The following is a 20,858-nucleotide window of genomic DNA, read 5'->3' as shown; positions in this document are numbered from 1 at the left end:
ATGGCTGTTCAGGCCCGCTCATCCTTGGGAGACCCCATTACCACGTAGGATGTGATCGCATTGACCTGAGGCAAGACCCCCAGCACTTCCGTGTGGAAATGCTTGTACGCTGCCAGATCCGCCGCCTCGACACGCAAGAGATACTCGACCGACCCGGTGATATTGTGACACTCTCGTACCTCGGGGCTGCGCGAAATGGCGCGCTCGAACGCCTCTTGTGCCGCTTTGGTGTGCTGACTCAATCCCACAGTGACATAGGCCACGAACCCGATCCCGGTTTTCTCGGGGCTGAGCACCGCCCGATAACCCGCGATGACGCCGGACCGCTCCAACGCACTGACCCGTCGCAGACAGGCCGACGGCGAAAGTCCAACCCGTTCGGCAAGGGCCAGATTGCTGATACGGCCATCACGGGACAACACACGCAATATCTGACGATCTATTTGATCAATATCACTCATTAGTTGCGAAAATTACACCAAGGCGGCATAAAAAAGCAATCTCTGCGCAGCCCATTCGTCACATATTGCCGGGATGACACCCGATCTCTTCCTCGCCCTCGCAGGCTTCGCTCTTGTCACAGTCATCACACCGGGCCCAAACAACCTCATGTTGATGACATCGGGGGCGAATTTCGGCTTCCGCCGCTCGATCCCGCATATGCTGGGCGTGGGCCTCGGCTTTCCGATGATGATCGTGCCCGTGGGCCTTGGCGTGATGCAGGTCTTCGACCTGTGGCCGCTCTCCTACACCATCCTCAAGGTGCTGTCGGTGCTCTACATGCTCTATCTCGCATGGCGCATCGCAAATGCCGCGCCGCCCGATGGCGCACCCAAAACGGGAAGCAAACCCCTGTCCTTCGTGCAGGCTGCCGCCTTCCAATGGGTCAACCCCAAAGCCTGGTCGATGGCCCTTGGCGCGATCACCCTCTACGCCACCGGACGCGATATCGTCGCAGTGCTCTGGGTCGCGGGCACCTATGTCGCGATGGGCTGCATATCAACGACAACATGGACCGTCATCGGCCAGCAGTTGCGCCGCCTGCTCAACCGTCCGACACGGTTGCGGATCTTCAACTGGGCGATGGCGGCATTGCTTGTGGCGTCTCTCGTTCCGGTTATGTGGACCTGACCGGGTTCCGATTGCAAATCGCCGCCCGGACGGTCATATAAACCGCCAGCCACAGGCAACAGGGCAACAACTGACCATGACCAACTATCTCGATTTTGAAAAACCGCTGGCCGAAATCGAAGGCAAAGCCGAAGAACTGCGCGCAATGGCCCGCAAAAATGACGAGATGGACATCGAAGACGAGGCCCGCGCACTTGATGCCAAGGCGCAAGCGCTGCTCAAGGATCTCTACAAGAAACTCACGCCGTGGCGGAAATGCCAAATCGCCCGACACCCCGAACGCCCGCATTGCAAAGATTACATCGACGCGCTCTTTTCCGAATACACACCGCTCGCCGGCGACCGAAACTTTGCCGATGACGATGCGGTCATGGGTGGCCTTGCGCGGTTCGACGATCAGCCGGTGGTCATCATCGGCCACGAAAAGGGCCATGACACCGAAAGCCGCCTCAAGCGAAATTTCGGCATGGCCCGCCCCGAAGGATATCGCAAGGCCGTGCGCCTGATGGATCTCGCAGACCGTTTTCGCATCCCGGTACTGACCCTCGTCGACACCCCCGGCGCCTATCCCGGCAAAGGCGCCGAGGAACGCGGCCAGTCCGAAGCAATTGCCCGCTCGACCGAAAAATGCCTGCAAATCGGTGTGCCGGTGATCTCTGTTGTCATCGGCGAAGGTGGGTCCGGTGGGGCGGTGGCGTTTGCCACAGCCAACCGCGTGGCAATGCTCGAACACTCGGTCTACTCAGTGATCTCACCCGAAGGCTGCGCCTCGATCCTCTGGAAAGACGCTGAAAAAATGCGCGAAGCCGCCGAGGCCCTGCGCCTGACTGCGCAAGACTTGCTGAACCTTGGCGTGGCTGACCAAGTGATTTCCGAACCTTTGGGCGGCGCACATCGCGGCCGCGAGCAGACAATCCAATCGGTGGGCAAAGCCCTGCGCGGTATGCTGAACGACCTGTCCGATCTCTCGCCCAAAAAGCTGGTGACAGACCGTCGTCGCAAGTTCCTCGACATCGGCACCAAGGGGCTGGCTGCCTGAATGCGCGCCCTGATCCAAAGGGTCTCCGAAGCCTCCGTCACCGTCGACGGTGAGGTGCTGGGCGAGATCAACGAAGGCCTGCTGATCCTGATCTGCGCCATGCAGGGCGACACCGAGGCGCAAGCCGACAAACTGGCAGCGAAGATTGCCAAGCTGCGCATCTTCAAAGACGACGAAGGACGCATGAACCGCTCGCTGCGCGACATCGAGGGCAGCGCGTTGGTGGTGAGCCAGTTCACCCTCGCCGCAGACACCTCCCGCGGCAACCGCCCCGGTTTTTCCACCGCTGCGTCACCCGAGGACGGCAATCGTCTCTATGAGTACTTCGCCTCTCAGGTGGCAGCGCAAGGCATCCCTGTCGCCAAAGGGCGCTTCGGCGCAGATATGAACGTGCGGCTACTGAATGACGGACCGGTCACGATCTGGATGGACACCGCGGACTGACCACAACCGGTTTGGCATTTTTCACCCGAGCTTTTGCATATTTGGAAAAAGAAGAAGCAGAGCATGGCGCATGCGCCTTAACTCTCAATTAAACTTGACCGGATATTGATGGCCCTACGGTACAGGCAGGCATGCCGATGACCGTAAAAGGAGAAGCCCCAACCCGAGGTCGACCAAGAGCCTCGCTCGAACACGGTGCCTTGGGTGGGGTGGACCACCCCCGTCTTCTTCTTTTTTTTAAATATGCAAACACACCAAAGACCAAAATCCCGACGCCGTCTTGGACGTCACAGCCCCACACGCCCGAGCCGCAGGCGAGACAACCTGTCATGGGGGGCGCAGCCCGGCATGTCCTCAGGGTTCGCGCAGCGCCTCGCGGGTTTTGTAAAGCGGTTTCAAGAGGTATTGCAGCACCGTCTTCTCGCCGGTGTGCAACTCGACCGTCGCCTGCATGCCGGGGCGAATTTCCAATTGCCGCTGCCGGTCAGACAGTGATGTCTTGTCGACCCGCACCGTCACCTTGTAATGCGCAGGGGCTTCTGGCCGGCGTTCGTCCTTGAACGTGTCGGCCGAGATCACGTCGACCCGACCCTTGAGCGAGCCGAAGATAGTGAAGTCATAGGCCGAAAGCTTGATTGTCGCCTCCTGCCCCGGCCGAATACCCGCGATATTCTCTGGCGCGACTTTGGCCTCGACATAGAGCTCTTCACCCAGAGGGATAATCTGCAGGATCTCCTCGCCCGGGCGCACCACGCCGCCAATTGTGGTCACGCCCAGCTTGTTGACCACGCCATGCATCGGGCTCACCAGCACTGTCCTGTTCAACTGGTCCTGGGAAGACCGCAGGTTCTGGCGCAGCGTCGCCAGTTCCTTGAGCGTCTCGGAATATTCCTGCGCGCGGGTCAATTCTGTTTGGGTGATGATCTCGTCCATCTTGATCTGTGCGTCCGCATGCGCCTTGCGGGCACGGGTCACTTCGATCAGCGCGACCACCTTCTTGTCCAGAAGGTTCTCCATCAGGGTCTTTTCCTGCGTCGCCTGTTCCAGCACGCGGCGCGCGCCATCATAGCGCGAGTTGAAATCAAGCTGCCGCGCCGCCAGAAGCGCCTGTTCTGAAGCGGCCATTTCCGGGCTGCGTTCCCGCAGTTCCCACGGGATTTCGAATTGCACCAGCCCGGCCATTTCCGCCTCGATCCGCAAACGGCGGATGTCCAGCGCGGTGATCTGGTCTTCAAGATCATCGACTGAGGACCGGAACTGCGTCCCGTACAAGCGGGCAAGCACGTCGCCACGCATCACTTCGTCGCCTTCCTTGACCAGCAATTCCGCCAAGATACCGCCTTCGAGGTTCTGGATGATCTGCGGCCGAGAGGTCGAGATGAATTCGCCATCGGCGCGCACGATCTCGTCGATCCACGCATAGGCCGCCCAGATGATGAAGAGCCACACCGCCGCACCCGACAGCCAGATGATCATCGATGGGCCGCGCAGCCGGCGGCCTAGCTGGGCGTTCAGATCGGTTGTGCTGACAGCCATCGCTTACGCCCCCTGTGCCGTGCGCAGGTGATCGAGCACCTGATCGCGCGGGCCATCAACCACCAGCCGTCCCGACGCCAGCACACTTGTGCGGTCGGCAAGGGCAAGGATCGGCACGCGGTGGGTGGCGACAATTGCGGTGCGATCGGCAAGCCATGTCTCGAGCCGCGAGATCAGCGTCTTTTCCAGCGTCTGGTCCAGCGCCGCGGTCGGTTCGTCCAGCAGGCACACATCGGGGTCCTGCAGCCACAGCCGCGCCCAGCCGATGGATTGGCGCTGCCCGACAGACAGCCCTTCGCCGCCATCCCGAATGGGCAGGTCGAGCCCTTGCGGATGGCCTTTGACGAACTGACCCAGACCCGCGAAATCAAGCGCTTCGAACAGACGGTCGTCATCACGCTCCATCATGTTGAGGTTCAGGTTGTCTCGCAGATTTCCGTGGAACAGCCGAACGTCCTGACCGAGATACCCAAGAGACCGGCGAACATCGCGCATGTCGATCTGGTTCATATCGGTGCCGTCGACCAGAATCGATCCGGACGTGGGTGCATAAAGACCCGACAGCATCTTGAGCAGGGTGGACTTGCCAGACCCGTTTGTTCCAAGGATTGCCAGGGTTTGACCCGGTTGAATCACCAGGCTCGGGATATCCAGAACCGACGGGCTTTCGTCGTCGTAGCGGAAGGTGACTTCGCGCAGTTCGAACCGCCCTTCCAACTTTTCCCGCCGCAGGTATTTGCGATTGTCCGACCGATCCTGCGGCAGCGCCGCGATCCCGTCCAGAGCGTCCAGCGCCGCCTTGACGTTACCCCACCGCGCCATGATGCCGGACAGTTGGGTCAAAGGTGCCAGCGTGCGAGAAGTCAGGATGCCCACGGCAATGATCGAGCCCACTGAGAACTCGCCGGCAAAGACAAGATAGGTCCCCGCGATCACGGCACCCACATAGGTGGCCTGCTGCACGCCTTGGCTCCAGAAGGTCAACGCTGCGGCAAGGCGGCGTTGTTCGGAGGATTTCAGCGCCTGCACCGATGTCAGCTCTTCCCACTGGCGGGCAAAGCGATCTTCGGCGCGTTGGGTCTTGATCGTATCAAGCTCGGTCACCGTTTCATTGAGCAACCGCGATTGCTTGGTGGACGCACCCTGCATTTCGCGGGTGATGCGGATCATCTTCTTTTGCAGGAAGAACCCCGGGATCACCATCAGCACGGCACCGGCAACCAGAACCCAGACGACGCTGCCCGCGATGGACCAGACCATCAGCAGGAAGAGCACAATGAACGGAATGTCCGCAAGCGCCCCAACGGTCGAGGCTGTGAAGAATTCACGGACCGACGAAAACTCGCGCATCGATGCAAAAAGCTGCGAGGGCGACCGCCCCGCCGCGTCAGAGCGCATGCCCAAAAGCCGGTTCAACAGCGTCTGCTGCACACCGGTTTCGATCTGCCGCCCCGCCCCATCCAACAGCGTAGAACGGGCGACCTTGAGAAACGCCTCCAACATCAGCGCCATTGCGGCACCGATGGCCAGCACCCAAAGGGTGGCCGAAGATTGGTGGGGGATCACACGGTCATAAACCTGAAGCGAGAACAGCGCGACAGACAGAGCAAGGATGTTGGCGACAAACGATCCGACTGCGACCTCACCGAATTGACGGGTGTAATTGCTGAAACTTCCCCAGAACCAATGGCTCTTGAGACCGGCATCTGTGTGCGTGTCCACCAGCGTTTGCACAGGTGCTTCGCCACGCACCAGAACACCGCTGTAGAAGGGCGCGAATTCGGCCACGTCGACGCGTTCGACCTTGTCTTTGGCCGCCGGATCCCAAACCGAAAGTGTCATGCGGTCCTGAGACAGCACGAGCACCGCCTGACCGTTGGTCATAAGCGCAATCGCCGGCCAATGGTCGGGCGTCGGGCGCGGGACATGCAGCCCTTGCGCCAACATGCCAGCCGCTTTGGCGCCAGCGATCAGCGCTGCTTCGCCCACAAGCCCATTCTGGTCCTGATGCAGGCCAATGGCTTCGGTGATGTCGGATGCTACCGTGGTCAGGCCCAGACGGCCCGCATAGGTGCGGATCAGTTCGGTTCGGGCGCGAACACGGTCGGAATAGCGCGGCGCACGTTTGGGTTCGTTGGCTGGTTTGATCCCTTGCGGGACCATGCGCAGAACAGCGTTCTTGGCGCGCCCCGACAGCAGGGTGATGTTACTAACGCCGCTCAAATCTTTGCTCCATCGGCAAGAACGCCAAGCCGTTTGGCGGCGTCCAGTTCGGCACGTGCGGCCTGAAACTTAAGGTCGAGTTGTTTTTCCAGCGCCCGCAGAAAGGTCTCGTAGACGCTGACCACATCCATCACCTGACGCGTGCCTGCATCGTATTGGCGCTGGAACAGGTCGAGATTGGTCTTGGCTTGTGACGTCAGGCCTTCGGCCTCGGCGGCCTGCCGTTTCAGCGCGGCGATGGTGCGCTGATCGGCTTCGATAGCCCGGCGCGAGATGTCTTCGGCCTCGGTCACCTTACGGTCTGCTGTGATCTTGGTGGCCTCAATCGCTTGCAGCGATGCGCCTGTTCCGATGCCCAACATCTGTTCAGTGCTGGCGCTCAAAGACAGACCTTCGCCGCCATTGCGCAGACTGCCGCCTGCCGACAGGCCCGGCAAATGCGCGGCACGGGCGATCTTGGCCTGTGCCAATTGCCGGTCGCGTTCGACTTTGGCACGCAGCACATCCAGCGACTGATCCGACGGCGTACTGCCCATGCCACGCAAGCCGCGCTGACCAGCAAGCGACACCGCAGACATTGCGTTCAGCTCTGCCACCGCGCGGGTCGTTTTTTCGCGGGCCGCAGCATCGCGGGCACGCAGGTCCGCCAGTTTCTGTTTCAACACGTTGAGATCCGAAAAATCTGACACACCGCCTTTGACGCGTTCGTTCATCACCCATTCGAAATGGCTCATGTCTTTAAGCGCCTGACCATAAAGGTCGGCTGCCGCACGGCCCTCTTCGGCCTGAAGAAAGAGAACCAGACCGTCATACACGCGATCATTGCTGCTTTCCGACAGAGCGACGGCCGCCAGTTCGACATCCGCTTTCGCCAGATCGCGCTCGGCCTTCTTGCGGCCATTGTCGAACAACACCTGATTGATGACCAGATCGGCGACAAGATCACCCAGCGAAGTCAACGAAACGCGCGGGGAAATCGTAGGCCACCAGTTCTTGGAGGCTGCTTCGGCGCGCAGTTGCGCAACCTGCAATTCCGCTTCGGCCACACGGGCATCTGCGGCCAAGACACCTGCCGCCACTTCGGCATAGGGGCTGCCGGGCGTCAGAACGCTTTGCCGCGCCGCAAGCTCTGCAATAACGGGGGATACATCCTGCACCGCTTCCGCTTTCGGAGCGGCGGTCTTGGTCTCACCTGAGATGTCTGCGCGCGCGTCCGGCTGTGCGGACAGGAACCGCGACACTGTCCCGGTGCCCATGTCCTGCATGCATCCCGAAAGAGCCGTTACGGCAAGCACCGCCCCTGCCATGACCCTTGTATTCTGCCTCATGTCGATCGAGCCCCCGCCTTTGGCTTTTTTTGTTTCGGGGCCCGGGCCATCGCTGAATGGCCCGAACAGTCTATCCTCTTGCTCAGATTGTGACGTTGTTGATGTCGTCGTCGATCAGAACCGTGGCGTCGCCCAGTTCGTAGACGTCGAAGTTCTTTCCATCCTCGAACCGCGCGCCTGTGCGGGTCGCTCCGGTGATGCGCACCGTTTCGTCCGAGTTGCCCAACACGCGGACGGTGTTGTCCTCGCCTGTCATGGCAACAATCTGCGCCTCGGTGATGGTCAGTGTCGCCTCTTCGGTGAACTCTAGGTCGATCGTATCGATCTCGCGCCCACCGATATTGCTTGCAAGGCTCACGTTGCTGCGGCTGACATCCGGGTCACCAAGCACCACGTAGGTGCCAGTGCTGTTGCCCGCATTGTCGGTTGCCGTGACCACAAGGTGCGACCCGTCCGGCACAACATTGTTGAAGGTATAGCTGGTTTCGCCAGTGAAACTGTTGTCCTGCTCGTTGAACGCAACAGTCTGCGCCCCTCCAGCACCAACCCGCACAATGGACACGTCATGGTCCGATGTCTCAAGGATAATACCACGCGGTGCCTGGGTTTGATCCCAAGTAATCGCCGTCATGTCGGGCGCGTCGGGCGCAACGTTGTCCACCACCATCGTTTCGGTGATCGACTTGGTGTTGCCTGCGCGGTCGGTTGCCGCGATCTGGATCGACACGTTGTCACCATCTGCGGTCGGGATCACGCTGGCAGGAACCGCCACGGACCATGTACTGCCACTGACCTGTGCGGTCATGCGCTGACCACCAATGGTCACTTCGACGGTCGAACCCTGTTCGACCTGACCGGTCAGGGTAAAGCCCTGCGCCGCCTCGGCCTCGCTGACAACGCCATCCGCACCACCCGGCTGGCTGGTCGAGGTCAGCGGCACGACTTCGGTGTCAACTTGGAAGGTCTTGGAGGTAGTCGCGGTGTTGCCCGCCCGATCTTCGGTGCTGATCTGCGCCGTGGTGGTGTATGTCCCATCCGGCAGATCAAGGCTCGAGAACCGCGCGCTCCAGTTGCCCGCAGTATCTACACTGGCAACGCGGCTGATGCCTTCGACAACCACGGTCACGGTGGCGCCCGGCTCTGTCGTGCCGCTCAGCGTTACGCCTTGGCCCTGTTCAGCCTCGTTCACGATGTTGTCGGCGGTCACCGGGTTCGCGCTGACCGCAAAGTTGCGCACAAAAGTGTCGACCATCACAGTGTCGGACCGCGTCAGTTCATTGCCCGCCGCATCAACAGTATAGGCGGTGATCTGTGCCTCGTACTCGCCGGGGCGGATTTCGCCCGCGGCATAGTTTGCGCGCCATGTGCCGAACCCGTCGGTCTGCACCGTCTTGCTGACCCCGTCCAAAGTGACGTCGACCATCGCAAACGGGGTCGATGTACCTGTGATCACAACACCGTCCGAGGCTTCGGCCTGGTTGATGATGTCATCGGTTTCGATCGGCGCGGGGCTGATCGTAAGAAGGCCTGCATCCGTGTCGAAGATGACATTGCGGGTCTCGATTGCCGTGTTGCCCGCAAGGTCCGTCGAGCTGGCCGTGAGGGTCGCTGTCTGTTCGCCGCTGGGCAGTTCGTTGGCCGTGAAGGTCACAGTCCAGTTGCCTTGCGCATCGACGCTCGCGCTGCGCGACACACCGCCGAGGTTCACGGAAACCGAAGCGCCCGGCTCGGTAGTTCCAGTGACCACCATGCCCTGCGCGGCTTCTTCGGCGTTCACGATGCCGTCTGCACCGCCCGCTTGGCTTGTGATGTCGAAATTGCGCACCCATGTGTCCAGCACGACCTGCCCGGTTGCGCTGCTGGTGTTACCCACCTCGTCAGTCGAGGTGGCGTTGATCGTCAGGTTTTGTTCGCCAACCGGGATCTCGGTGGCGGTAAACGTCACCGACCAGTTGCCCTGCGCATCAACAAAGGCGGTCCGGGTGTAGCCGTTCATTTCCACCACCACGGTCGATCCGGCATCAGTTGTGCCGGTGATCTGAACGCCGTCGTTGCGCTCTTCCGCGTTGATGATGCCATCGGTTTCGATGGTCGTGGTGTTGATCGTCACGCCCGAAACCGTGTCGATCTCGATCCCGTCATTGATCGTGGTCGAATTGTTGAAGCTGTCGGTCGCAATGACCGTGATGTTCTCGATATACTCGCCGCGTTCAAAGGTCGAACTGCTGAGCGTCACGCTCCAGTTGCCTTGTGCATCCACATCAGCAACATGGCTGACGCCACCTGCAATGAGCACAACCGATGCACCGATCTCTGTGGTGCCGGTGACTGTTGTGCCACCGTCGAATTCACTGTCGGTGATGATGTCACCCGTCGCCGTGGTGCCGCTGGTGATCGCCACCGGCGGGGGTGTGGTGTCGATGATCACTGTGGGGCCGTCCAGATCGGTTTCGCCGTCTGTGCCCGTGACCTTTACATCCACCTCGTATTCGCCATCAGGCGGGAAGTTCGGTCCCTCGAAGACCACTTCCCATGTCCCGTCGGACCCGGTGGTCGTGGTTTCTGTATTATCGCCGATGACGACGACAACCGTGTCGCCCTCGTTTGCGGTGCCGCTGACCAGCACCGTGCGGTCTTCTTCAGTCAGGCCATCGCCACCGATTACGTACTCGCCGTCATTGACGGTCGGAGCGCGGGGGCCACCGCTTTCGCCATTGTTACCGACAAGTCCGCCACCATCTCCGCCGCCTTCACCGCTGCCGCCGATCACAGCGGCGCCAGTCGCAACCGCCGCGCCGCCGGCCAGCCACGGCAGCATGCCGCTGCCAGCCAACAGACCTGCTGCCAACATCGAAACGCCGCCTTCGTCTTCGGCGGCGACGTAATCCGCCGCGACCACTTCAGCGAGATCAAAGAAAACCAGTGCGTCGTCTGGGCTCCATTTTCCCCAGGCCGCGACATCGGCATATTGCGCGAACAGCGCCCCACCGTCGCCCTCGGCAAAGGCCACTTCGCTCAAAACGCCATCAGTGCTGAGGAAAAGACGACTTCCGCCTGACGCGAAATAGTCTTCCAAGACAATCACCCGGCCGTCCGCAAGCAGGATATGCAGATCGTTTTCCGCGCGATCATAACTGCGCAAATCCGATCGATGCAGATTGAGGGAGATTTCGCGGCCACCGGAAGCGTCGATCAGGTATCCCAGATCCTCTGCACCAACTACACCGCGTTCGACCGCGCCCGCACTCGTACGGACCACGAAATTAATCGCATTCATAACCACACCGCTCTACCTCAACGCCGCCCGTTTTCGGGTTCGGCTTATTTTTGCTCTATCTTTTGATAGATGAAAAAACAATTTGATCAAAGCAGAGATTATGGCGAAATTTCGTTTTTTTCCCCTTTCCTATAGAGTGTTGCGCGAAAAACCCGCTTGGTATGCGGTCAGATCCTGTCGATAACGCTATGAGATTGGGCGGAATTCTGCGCAGCAATGCCCATCCTGACAGCCCAAGCGCCGTCCGCTATTGACACCTCCGGCGCCCCCCCGTTTCGCACCAGATCAAGGAAGCGGGCGTGCTGATAGAAGGTCGATCCATTGTGATCTCCCGCATCAAGGATCGTCGGATCGACCGGAATATCGACCGCTTGCGGCCCCTTCGGATGACGCGGAGAGATGATCACCTGCGCCACCGGCGGCGCGCCGAGATGCGTCGGCCAGAACCGCCCTGGACCGGGAACAAAGGCCTCGATCTTGCCGTTCGGGCCAACCGCGCTGATCTCTTCCTGATAGCGCGAGCCTTCGGCATACATGCACAGCTCAAGCATCGCCCGCGCGCCATTGGCGAAATCGACAATCACATAGGCACTGTCCCAGATGTCCGGCACCTCGCCATCATAAGTCTCGTCCAAATGGTTAACTTCTTGCCCGGCACTGGCCGTCACGCGGACCGGATCGGAGCCAAGGATCAAGCGCATCAAGTCAAAGAAGTGGCAGCACTTCTCGACCAGAGTGCCCCCGGTATTGCGATTAAAGCGGTTCCAGTCGCCCACCTTGTGCAGAAAGGGAAAACGATGCTCTCGGATGGTGAGCATCTTGACCCCACCCGTGGCGCGCTGCGCTTCCTCAGCAAAGGTCTGGACCGGGGGCATATAGCGGTATTCCATCGCCACCCAGATCGGCGCGGGGTAATGGGCGGCAATCGCCTCGACCCGCGCGATGTCGGCGGGATCGGTGTAAAGCGGCTTTTCCATCAACAGCGGCAACGGGTTCAGTTCCGCAATCCGCTCCAGCGCGTCAATGTGGCGGTGGTTTGGGCTGGCGACCAGCAGACAGTCCAGATCATTGCGCGACAGCAGGTCTTCGATCGACGCCTCAAGTTTAGCGTTGGGCGCAATCGCCTTGGCGGCAGCCGCCATGATCTCGTCCGGCTCAAAGATCGCCGCCACCCGTGCGCCGTCCAGCAGGGCGATATTGCGCAGGTGTTCCTGCCCCATCATGCCACATCCGATGATGCCGTAATTGATGATTTTCATGGTGGTCCTTCAGGTGATGCGCGTCATGAAGCGCCCTAAGTGATGCGCGCGACATAGCGCGCGACGTCTGTGTTGATCCAGTTCCACGAGGCCTCCGCCGCCTCGCCCTCGGGGCCATAGCTGACCCGTGTCGCCCGCATGCAGGACTGCCCAGCGGACAGGCCAAAGCTGACAGGCGCCCAATCGGGCACCGCCGCCAGATCAAGCCTGTCCACCGCCTTGGTGATCCAGAGCCCCAGCGATTCCCGGTAATAAAGGTACAGCGACTCGCGTAGCGCGACGGCATCGATCTGATCGACGTAACTGCCATCAAGCCAGATCTCCTCAAGCACGGCAGGCACACCATTAAGACGCCGCAACCGGCGAATCCGGTGACCGTCGGAAGAGGCGCCAAACCCCGGCAAAGCTTCGGGCTTGGGCAGACGATCCACCGAAAGCAATTCTGCCGTTGGCAAGCCCCCTCCTTCGATCAGCTCAACCCGGAAAAAGGCGTAAACCGACTGCGTATCTTCTTGTGCACAAACATAATTGCCCGAGCCTTGAACCCGCTCCAGCAAGCCCAGCGCGGTCAATTCATCCAACGATTTGCGCAGCGTCCCCACGGAAATGCCAAGGCGCGCCGCCATGTCCCGTTCGGGTGGCAGGCGTTCACCATCGACCAAACGGCCAGCCTGAATATCCCGGATCAGCAGCTCACTGATCTGGACATATTTCGGCAAGGCGTGGGTGTCGGACATTTCTCGCACCAAAAATTGATACACTATTGATCTACATTTTTAGCGGTGCTACGCAAGTAGAAATGATGCCTTCCGGAGACACCTTATGACCATCGTGCCGATCACCTCTCCCGACCTCGACGCGGTTGAGGTTTCGTGGTTCGCGGCGCTGTGTTCAGACGATTACGAATTTCTTGGCGTGCCAGATGGCAATCTGCGGTCAAGCTTTGCGCATTGCTCCTCCATAGTGAAAGAGGCCGAAGCGCAGGGCTTTCGCAACATCCTATGCCCCTCCTCCTACCAAGTCGGCCAGGACACTTTGTCCTTTGTCGCAGGCTGCGCGCCGATCACAGACAAGATCAACATGCTGGCGGCTGTGCGGTGTGGGGAAATGCAGCCAATCATGCTCGCCCGCACCATTGCCACGCTGGACCACATGCTAGAAGGCCGGTTGACGGTGAACATCATCTCTTCTGATTTCCCGGGCGAGAAAGAAGACAGCAAACTGCGCTATCAGCGGTCGCGCGAGGTGGTCGAGATCCTGAAACAGGCGTGGACCCAAGGCGAGATCACCTACAAGGGTGACGTCTACAATTTCGAAGGTCTGACCACCGATCCTGCTGCACCTTACCAGACGAACGGACCTCTGCTCTATTTCGGCGGCTATTCCCCCGATGCGCTCGAACTCTGCGGTCAGCATTGCGACGTCTACCTGATGTGGCCAGAACCCAAAGACGCGCTGGCCCAGCGCATGAAAGACGTGAACGCCGTGGCCGAACGCTATGGCCGTACACTTGATTACGGTCTGCGCGTGCATGTCATCGTGCGTGACACCGAAGCCGAAGCCCGCGAATACGCGCAGCACATCGTCAGCCAGCTGGATGACGATCAGGGAAAGACAATCCGCGAACGCGCGCTGGATGCCACCTCATTGGGGGTGTCACATCAGGCCAAGAATCGCGAACTTGCTGATATGGAAGGGTTCGTTGAGCCGCATCTATGGACCGGTGTGGGCCGGGCGCGCTCGGGCTGCGGTGCGGCGCTGGTCGGGTCCACCGATCAAGTGCTAAGCGAGTTGGAACAGTACCAAAAGATGGGCATCCGCGCGTTCATCCTGTCGGGCTATCCGCATCTGGATGAATGCCGCCATTTCGGCAGCCGAGTCTTGCCGCAACTGAAGACCGTACAACTGAACGAAGCTTATGGGCGCGTGCCGAACGGCACCCCCGCAACCCCCCTTGGAAACGGAGTCCGCCGCTAATGGATCGTGTTAAGTTCAACGACGCCCTTGAAATGAGCCGCCTTGTCTATGGCATGTGGCGGCTGGGTGACGACGCCGACACCAGCGTGGACCACATCCGCAACAAGATCAGCGCGTGCCTGGATCAGGGTATCACGACGATGGATCAGGCGGATATCTACGGTGGCTATGAAGCCGAAGAAATCCTCGGCACCGCGCTTACGCCCGAGCTGCGCAATCAGATCGAGATCGTGACCAAATGCGATATCGTGGCTCCGGCGGGCCGCTATGCCGGTGCGAAGGTCAAGCACTACGACACCTCGCGCGCGCATATCCTGTCTTCGGTCGACCATTCTTTGCGTCTGATGAAGATCGACCACATCGACCTTCTGCTGATCCACCGCCCCGACCCGCTGATGGACCACCACGAGACCGGCTCCGCGCTGGACGAGGTTGTGGCAAGCGGCAAGGTCCGCGCGGTGGGTGTGTCGAACTTCCGCCCGTGGGATTGGGAATTGCTGCAATCGGGCATGAAAACCCAACTGGTGACCAACCAGATCGAAATCAGCCTTTTGCACCACACGCCATTCACCAATGGCGACATCGCATTCCACCAGAAGAACGGCCAGCCCCCGATGGCGTGGTCGCCTTTGGGCGGTGGCGCTTTGTTCGACACCAAACTGTCCGGCCTGCACGGCGCGCTGCAAAACATCGCGACAGAGCATGACGTTGAAATCGCAGCGGTGGCGATTGCGTGGCTCTTGGCGCATCCCGCCCGCATTCTACCTGTCCTCGGCACCAACAATCTGGACCGCATCGCCCGCATCGGCGATGCTGCCAAGATACAGATCGACCGGGAGACATGGTTTGACCTTTACACCCACGCCCTTGGCCATGAAGTGGCCTGAGACACGCGATGAACGCCTTGACGCATAGTTTTGACCCCGCACAGGACAACAGCCGCGAGTTTCGCGCGGCCCTTGGCCGTTTTGGAACTGGAGTTACCGTCATAACCTGCGATGCAGGCGACGGACCGCTGGGCATCACCGCAAACAGCTTTGCCAGCGTGTCGCTTGACCCGCCTTTGGTGCTGTGGTCGCCGGCCAAATCTTCGAGCCGCTATCCGTTTTTCATGGCCGCTGATCATTTCGCGATCCACGTCGTGGGCGCCGAACAGGCCGACCTGTGCACCGCCTTTGCGCGCAACGGCAATCCCTTTGACGACTTCGATTGGGAAATGGGCGATCACAACGTGCCGCTGCTCAACAACTGCCTGAGCCGGTTCGAATGCACAAAAGTCGCCGAACATGATGGCGGCGACCATTCGATCGTCATCGCGCGGGTGCGCCGCGTGACCACACGAGAAGGAGACCCGCTTTTGTTTTTCAGCGGGCGCTACGGAGGATTTACTGAAGCGACATAAACCGCCCCGATAAGACATAACAAACGGGGCCACCGGCGGGGAGGCCGGTGTGGGACTGGGAGGAGGCCTGATGGCCATTTTGCTCTGGCTGTTGAAGCCATTGGAAGTTGTGCTCGACATTGTTTTGCGTTTTGGGCGCTGGATCGCGGTTGCGGCGATCGGCCTGATGGTTTGTGCGATCCTTCTTCAGGTCTTTTGCCGCTACGTTCTGGGCAACGCTCTGCCTTGGCCCGAAGAATTGGCGATTTTCCTCATGCTTTGGATGACCGCCGCGATTGCGCCCTCGGCCTATCGGCGCGGTGGGTTTGTGGCGCTTGAAATCCTGTCCTCTGCCCTGCCCAAGCGAGGCGCCGCCGTGCTGGCGCTGGTGTTGTTGCTGATCTCGGGAATGGTCCTGTATATCGGGGCGCAGATGGGGCTGAGCGAGATGTCGGGCCTTGCCGGCAAATTCAAGAGCGCCTCGCTCAAGTACCCGACACCCGACGGCTGGGTGAAGATGCCGAATTCGTGGCAAATCGGGTCACTTGTTGTCGGCCTTTGGATGCTCTTCATCGTCAATATCGAATTGATCCTGCGCAATTTCATCACATTGGCCGGAGGGGAGGACCGCTTGCGGCCTGCTTTCGATGCCGAATTGACGGCGGAGTAAGCTGATGCTGGTCTGGTTCCTTCCTCTGTTCCTGCTGTTCCTGATGATTGGCTTGCCCGTCTTTTTCGGTATGCTGGCTGCACCGGGCATCCTCTTATGGCTCAACGGTCAGGAGCGCGATCTGATCCTGCTGTATCGTAACGTCTATAACGGCATGGCCAGCTTTCCGCTGATGGCGATCCCGTTCTTCATGCTGGCGGGCGAATTGATGAACCGCGGCGGCATCACCATGCGGCTGGTGGAGTTCAGCCAGGCGATGATGGGCCATTTCCGGGGCGGTCTGGCGCATGTGAACGTGTTGTCTTCGATGCTGTTCGCTGGTCTGTCCGGTTCTGCTGTCGCCGACACATCCGCCTTGGGGTCCATGCTGATCCCGGCGATGGAGAAAGAGGGCTATACCCGCAAATTCGCCGCCGCGATCACCGCCGCCAGTTCCGTCATCGGCCCGATCATCCCACCTTCGGGCATCATGATCATCTATGCGTATGTCATGGGCGAAAGCGTGGCCGCGCTGTTCCTTGCTGGCATCATTCCCGGCATCCTCGTGGGCGTCGGCCTGATGATCATGGTCAAGTTCATGGCCGACAAATACGACTTCCCCGCCTCACGTACCAAGGCAAGCTGGGGCGAACGAGGCGATGCCTCGCTCAAAGCGTTCTTTCCACTGATGACCCCGGTCATCATTCTTGGCGGCATTCTTGGCGGTGTCTTTACCCCAACCGAGGCTGCCGCTGTTGCGGTGGGCTATGCGATCCTCATTGGGATGTTCGTGCTCAACACGCTCAAGATCAAAGATCTGCCCGACGTGTTCATGCGGGCGGCCATGACATCGGCGACCGTGTTGCTGCTTGTGGGCGCGGCGATGGCGTTCAAGACAGTGGTGTCGCTGTCGCACACGCCTGAAATCCTCGCCGAGTTCGTGTTGGGGCTAAGCGAGAACCCGTTGATCCTGCTGTTCCTGATCAACCTTCTGCTGTTTGTCGTCGGCATGTTCCTTGATGCAGGGCCCGCGATTATCATCCTCGGGCCGATCCTAGGGCCGATTTTTGTCGACCTTGGCGTGGACCCTATTCACTTTGCCATCATCATGTCCGTGAACCTGACTGTGGGTCTTGCCACCCCGCCGATGGGCCTTGTGTTGTTTGTCGCATCAAGCGTATCGGGCGAACGGGTCGAAACCATTTCCAAAGCGATCCTGCCCTTCCTTGCGGTAGAGATCGTGGTGATCTTCCTGATCACCTTCATTCCCGAAATATCCATGACCATTCCGCGCCTCACCGGATTTGCGGACTGACATCTGCGGGTCACATGGCCCGTGTAACCGACCAAGAGAAAGCAACAGGGAGAACACTTATGCTCAAAGGTCTTACCACAGCGGCCCTGACCGCAGCACTGCTGGCAGGCAGCGCCATCACCGCAGCCGCGCAGGACTTCACCATCCGCGCCACGGCGAACTCAAACGAGAACGACGAAGACTATGACGGTCTTGTCGTGTTCAAGAACCATGTCGAGAACGCCTCGAACGGCCGCATTGCCGTCGAGCTGTTCATCGGAACGCAGCTGTGTTCGGGCGGGGCAGAATGTCTGCAGGGTGTGTCTGACGGGTCCATCGATGTGTTCGTGACGACCTCGGGCGGTGCCGCGGGCATCTTCCCTTATGTTCAGGTGCTCGACCTGCCGTATCTCATGTCGGATGACCGCGTGGCGGAGCACGTGCTGTCGGGCGATTTCACCCGCACCATGCGCAACATGGCGCTGGAAGACAGCGGCGACACGATCCGTATCATGACCATCGGCAACACAGGCGGCTGGCGCAACTTTGCCAACACGCAGCGCCGTGTGGCCCAGCCGTCCGACCTCGAAGGGCTGAAGATCCGCACCGTGGTCGCCGATCTGCCGCAGGAACTGGTCAAGGTACTGGGTGCCGCCCCAACCCCGATCAGCTGGCCTGAACTGTTCACCTCGCTCCAGACCGGTGTGGTCGACGGATCGAAGAACGGGATCACCGACATCATGGGCATGAAATTCCCGGATGCCGGCCTGCAGTACCTAACGCTTGATGGTCACGCTTATATGGGCGCGATCTGGGTGATGAACAACGCCAAGTTCATGGACATGCCCGAAGACATGCGCCGCGTCGTGGTCGACGGCTTTGCAGCCCTCCAGCAGGCGACATTCGCGTCACCCAAGCGCAAGTCGATCCAGGCCTATGAGGATTTCGTCGCAGGCGGCGGTGACCTTTACGTGCCGACACCCGAAGAGAAAGCGGCCTTCCGCGATGCGGCGGCGCCTGTGTTCGATTGGTTCCAGGCAAATGTCGATGGCGGTCCGGCAATCTTTGAAGCGCTGACCAAAGCGGTGGCCGAGGCAGAGGCCGATCTGGCGGCAGAATACGAAGCCGATCTGAACTGATCCGGTTTGCACTGCACAATGGGGCCTCGGAGGAAACTCCGGGGCCTTTTTATATGTAGAGACAAGGTATCGTCATCCTCGGGCTTGACCCGAGGATCTCTTCGGTCTGAGGTCCTCGGGTCAAGCCCGAGGATGACGGTGTAAAAGAGAAGAAGCGGCGCCGCCCTTATGGACCTGACGGTTCTCTCAACATCCCCGATTTAACGGGCGACCTGTACTTGGGGGAGACCCAAGCCTGTACGGAAACCGGTCTCTCATGGTCAGCCTTCCGGCATGTGAGAGGGTGTCAGTTCATGGTGTCGCGGCATGGGAGTGACCCTACCCGCTCAAAGCGCTTTGTGGCGGAGGGTATGGGGGAGAGGTGGTTAACGGGTTGGAAATGGGGCGTGCGGACACCCTCTTTGTACCTTCTCGAGCTCAGGCAATCATCCTCATCGCTCCTTCCAGAAAACGTTCATTTCGCCAAGCTACTCTAACCTGATAAGCAGGCGTTCCTCGACCCTTCCATCCTTCTACAAACAGTGCGTGAGCTCCGATCGGATCAAAAGTAGGTTTGCCAATATCAAGTAATTTCCACATCTTATTCACCAAGGATGTAGTGCCCCAAGGATTGCGCTTGGCTGGATTCCAGCGGGTATCGATCAATGCCATCTGAATCCAAGTGTGTAATTGCCGTGCGTATGGATATTTGCGACACATTCCATTGGCAAAGTACGCAATCTGTTTACGCGCAAGTGCTTCGGCTGAACTTTTGGAAATTCGCAAACGAGCGATATTTGCACTGGCCCTCGCGCCAACCTTGCCATCCCGCACGCGCTTCCAATCTGAAAATACAGACTCTTCGGACGCAATACTGCCATCACTTTCTAGAAATTGGACCCGCCAAGTATTCAGCAATTCGCGACATTGTGAGCGACCAAAGTTGTCTCTCTGTGAGAGAGTTCCGTCCATGTCTACCAAACTGCCAATTCCAATGGTCACAAGGTCTTTGTTATCACAGTAAAAATGCGTAATGATACCCTCCCTCTGTTTGAGGTGAGGAAAAAATACTGCCATTGCTGACCTGTCATTTATCAGGTCTAGCCCAGTGCTTCGCGGAACGTCTATTGGTACAGATTCTTGAACTGGTCGTGACGGCATATCTGGCGCCATTGAAGATGCTTGTGCCCAAAGCGCGGCGGATGCATCGTTTTTCAATGCCAGCCAAGTGCGGCCCCCAGGATCAACACGGCTGTCAGCCTTACGGAATTTGCAAACCTTGGTCTGAAAATCTGATATCGCGCCCATTGTTTTTGGTCCATTTCGACCATCAATGGCTAGTTTAAGCCTGTTGATCGGCATTAGTGAGTTCAGCAGCGACTGGACCGTCTCTACATCTTCTTTCCGGTTATTTCCCTCACGTCCAACGCTCCCAGTGAGCATCGTTCCATTTGAATTACTCATTACCCGGATCCTCAGCTCAAAACTCTCAATCTTGAAATAATTGCGTACACCAATCCTAACGAATGTGTCGTATAGCCTCAATCAGGCTACCCAACACGAAACCTAATTATTTTTTCGCAAACCAACAGAAAAAAGTGAACATTTGAATCAACACTCCAAATCTTGTGAAGACGCACCCGCCACACTCCTGCCACTTGCCCCTGCTAGGGCAATCCGCAACACTCACCGAAACGGGTAGAGCCAGACCCTGTAGTCATCCACGAGCTGTTGCGCATGTTCGATCTGATCCGGCGTCATTTTCTTGACCACCTCCTCGACCGAGATCGCCGCATCCGGGTCTCCGCCGATGGTGCTGAGTTGATACCAGAGGAACGCGCGGACCAGATCTGGGGCGGGCAGGCCCAGCCCGGTCTCGTAGTACCAGCCGATGCCCGACTGCGCGCCGGGGTGGCCCTTCATCGACGCGCGCAGGTACCAATCGAAGGCGCGGACGTAGTCTTGCTCAACCCCGAGCCCCAGCGCGTACATGACGCCGATCAGTTCCTCGGCCTCGGCATTGCCGGACCGCGCGGCGGGCCAAAGGGCCTCGCGCGCCTCGTCAAAGCGCCCCTCTTCCATCAGGTCGCGCGCGTCTTCGATATCAGCCAGCGCAGGGCTGGCCAAAAGCACACACAGGGCAAACAGGCGAAGGCGGGACATATCAGTCTGCTCCTTGCGTTGTGGGCCGCACCTGCGGCC

General features: G+C 59.4%; 18 protein-coding genes. 9 read left to right on the top strand and 9 right to left on the bottom strand.

From position 1 onward, the window contains the following. Positions 1–8: 8 nt before the first annotated feature. Positions 9–461 (bottom strand): Lrp/AsnC family transcriptional regulator, encoded by a 453-nt coding sequence (locus MCRY_RS07220; RefSeq protein ID WP_085628818.1) that lies wholly within the window; start codon positions 459–461, stop codon positions 9–11. A gap of 73 nt (positions 462–534) precedes the next feature. On the opposite strand from MCRY_RS07220, the gene MCRY_RS07215 reads away from it, so the two are divergent. From MCRY_RS07215 to dtd, 3 genes are all read left to right on the top strand, one after another. Beyond that, positions 535–1,131, top strand: a complete 597-nt coding sequence (locus MCRY_RS07215; protein ID WP_085628817.1) for a LysE family translocator — start codon at positions 535–537, stop codon at positions 1,129–1,131. Between the two features lie 76 nt (positions 1,132–1,207). Beyond that, positions 1,208–2,170: an acetyl-CoA carboxylase carboxyltransferase subunit alpha gene (locus MCRY_RS07210; RefSeq protein ID WP_085628816.1), complete on the top strand. Its 963-nt coding sequence runs from the start codon at positions 1,208–1,210 to the stop codon at positions 2,168–2,170. Continuing rightward, positions 2,171–2,614 (top strand): D-aminoacyl-tRNA deacylase, encoded by a 444-nt coding sequence (gene dtd, locus MCRY_RS07205; RefSeq protein WP_085628815.1) that lies wholly within the window; start codon positions 2,171–2,173, stop codon positions 2,612–2,614. It begins immediately after the preceding gene. Positions 2,615–2,968: 354 nt separating this feature from the next. Here the strand turns inward: dtd and MCRY_RS07200 are convergent, their stop codons facing one another. From MCRY_RS07200 to MCRY_RS07175, 6 genes are all read right to left on the bottom strand, one after another. After that, on the bottom strand, positions 2,969–4,150 hold the full coding sequence (locus MCRY_RS07200; protein WP_085628814.1) for a beta-barrel domain-containing protein: 1,182 nt from the start codon (positions 4,148–4,150) through the stop codon (positions 2,969–2,971). Between the two features lie 3 nt (positions 4,151–4,153). Continuing rightward, on the bottom strand, positions 4,154–6,313 hold the full coding sequence (locus MCRY_RS07195) for a type I secretion system permease/ATPase (protein WP_085628961.1): 2,160 nt from the start codon (positions 6,311–6,313) through the stop codon (positions 4,154–4,156). 56 nt (positions 6,314–6,369) lie between these two features. After that, a complete protein-coding gene (locus MCRY_RS07190) occupies positions 6,370–7,701 on the bottom strand; it encodes a TolC family protein (RefSeq protein ID WP_171046028.1) in 1,332 nt (443 codons plus the stop codon). Between the two features lie 82 nt (positions 7,702–7,783). Continuing rightward, positions 7,784–10,978, bottom strand: a complete 3,195-nt coding sequence (locus tag MCRY_RS07185) for an Ig-like domain-containing protein (RefSeq protein ID WP_085628812.1) — start codon at positions 10,976–10,978, stop codon at positions 7,784–7,786. A gap of 167 nt (positions 10,979–11,145) precedes the next feature. Further along, positions 11,146–12,237 carry a Gfo/Idh/MocA family protein gene (locus MCRY_RS07180; protein ID WP_085628811.1) on the bottom strand — a complete coding sequence of 364 codons (1,092 nt, stop codon included), beginning with the start codon at positions 12,235–12,237 and terminating at the stop codon, positions 11,146–11,148. A gap of 35 nt (positions 12,238–12,272) precedes the next feature. Next, positions 12,273–12,974, bottom strand: a complete 702-nt coding sequence (locus MCRY_RS07175; RefSeq protein WP_085628960.1) for a GntR family transcriptional regulator — start codon at positions 12,972–12,974, stop codon at positions 12,273–12,275. A gap of 85 nt (positions 12,975–13,059) precedes the next feature. Here MCRY_RS07175 and MCRY_RS07170 point away from each other — a divergent pair, with 85 nt between their 5' ends. The 6 genes from MCRY_RS07170 (at position 13,060) to MCRY_RS07145 (ending at position 18,677) form a co-directional block, all read left to right on the top strand. Continuing rightward, positions 13,060–14,214, top strand: a complete 1,155-nt coding sequence (locus MCRY_RS07170; RefSeq protein ID WP_085628810.1) for an LLM class flavin-dependent oxidoreductase — start codon at positions 13,060–13,062, stop codon at positions 14,212–14,214. Further along, positions 14,214–15,101: an aldo/keto reductase gene (locus tag MCRY_RS07165; protein WP_085628809.1), complete on the top strand. Its 888-nt coding sequence runs from the start codon at positions 14,214–14,216 to the stop codon at positions 15,099–15,101. The genes MCRY_RS07170 and MCRY_RS07165 overlap by 1 nt, the downstream gene beginning before the upstream one ends. Before the next feature lie 8 nt (positions 15,102–15,109). After that, positions 15,110–15,616, top strand: a complete 507-nt coding sequence (locus tag MCRY_RS07160; protein WP_085628808.1) for a flavin reductase family protein — start codon at positions 15,110–15,112, stop codon at positions 15,614–15,616. A gap of 70 nt (positions 15,617–15,686) precedes the next feature. Continuing rightward, positions 15,687–16,265, top strand: coding sequence for a TRAP transporter small permease (locus MCRY_RS07155; protein WP_085628807.1), 579 nt, complete (start codon positions 15,687–15,689; stop codon positions 16,263–16,265). A gap of 4 nt (positions 16,266–16,269) precedes the next feature. Continuing rightward, positions 16,270–17,559, top strand: coding sequence for a TRAP transporter large permease (locus MCRY_RS07150; RefSeq protein ID WP_085628806.1), 1,290 nt, complete (start codon positions 16,270–16,272; stop codon positions 17,557–17,559). A 59-nt stretch (positions 17,560–17,618) separates the two neighbouring features. Beyond that, complete coding sequence (locus tag MCRY_RS07145) at positions 17,619–18,677, top strand: TRAP transporter substrate-binding protein (protein WP_085628805.1); 1,059 nt, start codon at positions 17,619–17,621, stop codon at positions 18,675–18,677. Positions 18,678–19,094: 417 nt separating this feature from the next. Here MCRY_RS07145 and MCRY_RS22580 read toward each other — a convergent pair whose 3' ends face one another. Then, the gene (locus MCRY_RS22580; RefSeq protein ID WP_138488036.1) at positions 19,095–20,120 is read right to left on the bottom strand and encodes a peptidoglycan-binding domain-containing protein; all 1,026 of its coding nucleotides are present in this window, start codon (positions 20,118–20,120) and stop codon (positions 19,095–19,097) included. Positions 20,121–20,342: 222 nt separating this feature from the next. Further along, entirely contained in the window at positions 20,343–20,819 is a 477-nt protein-coding gene (locus MCRY_RS07135; RefSeq protein WP_085628958.1) for a tetratricopeptide repeat protein, read from the bottom strand. Between the last annotated feature and the right edge of the window lie 39 nt (positions 20,820–20,858).

Origin of the sequence: Marivita cryptomonadis, from assembly GCF_002115725.1 — a bacterium.
GTDB lineage: Bacteria > Pseudomonadota > Alphaproteobacteria > Rhodobacterales > Rhodobacteraceae > Marivita > Marivita cryptomonadis.
The sequence above is the reverse complement of the archived record's forward strand: the minus strand, read 5'-3'. Positions and strand labels throughout refer to the sequence as shown.

What these genes read in the sequence shown, in the direction of transcription:
- MCRY_RS07220 (WP_085628818.1), bottom strand. Translation starts at nt 461, where the DNA reads ATGAGTGATATTGATCAAATAGATCGTCAGATATTGCGTGTGTTGTCC.
- MCRY_RS07215 (WP_085628817.1), top strand. Translation starts at nt 535, where the DNA reads ATGACACCCGATCTCTTCCTCGCCCTCGCAGGCTTCGCTCTTGTCACA.
- MCRY_RS07210 (WP_085628816.1), top strand. Translation starts at nt 1,208, where the DNA reads ATGACCAACTATCTCGATTTTGAAAAACCGCTGGCCGAAATCGAAGGC.
- dtd (WP_085628815.1), top strand. Translation starts at nt 2,171, where the DNA reads ATGCGCGCCCTGATCCAAAGGGTCTCCGAAGCCTCCGTCACCGTCGAC.
- MCRY_RS07200 (WP_085628814.1), bottom strand. Translation starts at nt 4,150, where the DNA reads ATGGCTGTCAGCACAACCGATCTGAACGCCCAGCTAGGCCGCCGGCTG.
- MCRY_RS07195 (WP_085628961.1), bottom strand. Translation starts at nt 6,313, where the DNA reads ATGGTCCCGCAAGGGATCAAACCAGCCAACGAACCCAAACGTGCGCCG.
- MCRY_RS07190 (WP_171046028.1), bottom strand. Translation starts at nt 7,701, where the DNA reads ATGAGGCAGAATACAAGGGTCATGGCAGGGGCGGTGCTTGCCGTAACG.
- MCRY_RS07185 (WP_085628812.1), bottom strand. Translation starts at nt 10,978, where the DNA reads ATGAATGCGATTAATTTCGTGGTCCGTACGAGTGCGGGCGCGGTCGAA.
- MCRY_RS07180 (WP_085628811.1), bottom strand. Translation starts at nt 12,237, where the DNA reads ATGAAAATCATCAATTACGGCATCATCGGATGTGGCATGATGGGGCAG.
- MCRY_RS07175 (WP_085628960.1), bottom strand. Translation starts at nt 12,974, where the DNA reads ATGTCCGACACCCACGCCTTGCCGAAATATGTCCAGATCAGTGAGCTG.
- MCRY_RS07170 (WP_085628810.1), top strand. Translation starts at nt 13,060, where the DNA reads ATGACCATCGTGCCGATCACCTCTCCCGACCTCGACGCGGTTGAGGTT.
- MCRY_RS07165 (WP_085628809.1), top strand. Translation starts at nt 14,214, where the DNA reads ATGGATCGTGTTAAGTTCAACGACGCCCTTGAAATGAGCCGCCTTGTC.
- MCRY_RS07160 (WP_085628808.1), top strand. Translation starts at nt 15,110, where the DNA reads ATGAACGCCTTGACGCATAGTTTTGACCCCGCACAGGACAACAGCCGC.
- MCRY_RS07155 (WP_085628807.1), top strand. Translation starts at nt 15,687, where the DNA reads ATGGCCATTTTGCTCTGGCTGTTGAAGCCATTGGAAGTTGTGCTCGAC.
- MCRY_RS07150 (WP_085628806.1), top strand. Translation starts at nt 16,270, where the DNA reads ATGCTGGTCTGGTTCCTTCCTCTGTTCCTGCTGTTCCTGATGATTGGC.
- MCRY_RS07145 (WP_085628805.1), top strand. Translation starts at nt 17,619, where the DNA reads ATGCTCAAAGGTCTTACCACAGCGGCCCTGACCGCAGCACTGCTGGCA.
- MCRY_RS22580 (WP_138488036.1), bottom strand. Translation starts at nt 20,120, where the DNA reads ATGAGTAATTCAAATGGAACGATGCTCACTGGGAGCGTTGGACGTGAG.
- MCRY_RS07135 (WP_085628958.1), bottom strand. Translation starts at nt 20,819, where the DNA reads ATGTCCCGCCTTCGCCTGTTTGCCCTGTGTGTGCTTTTGGCCAGCCCT.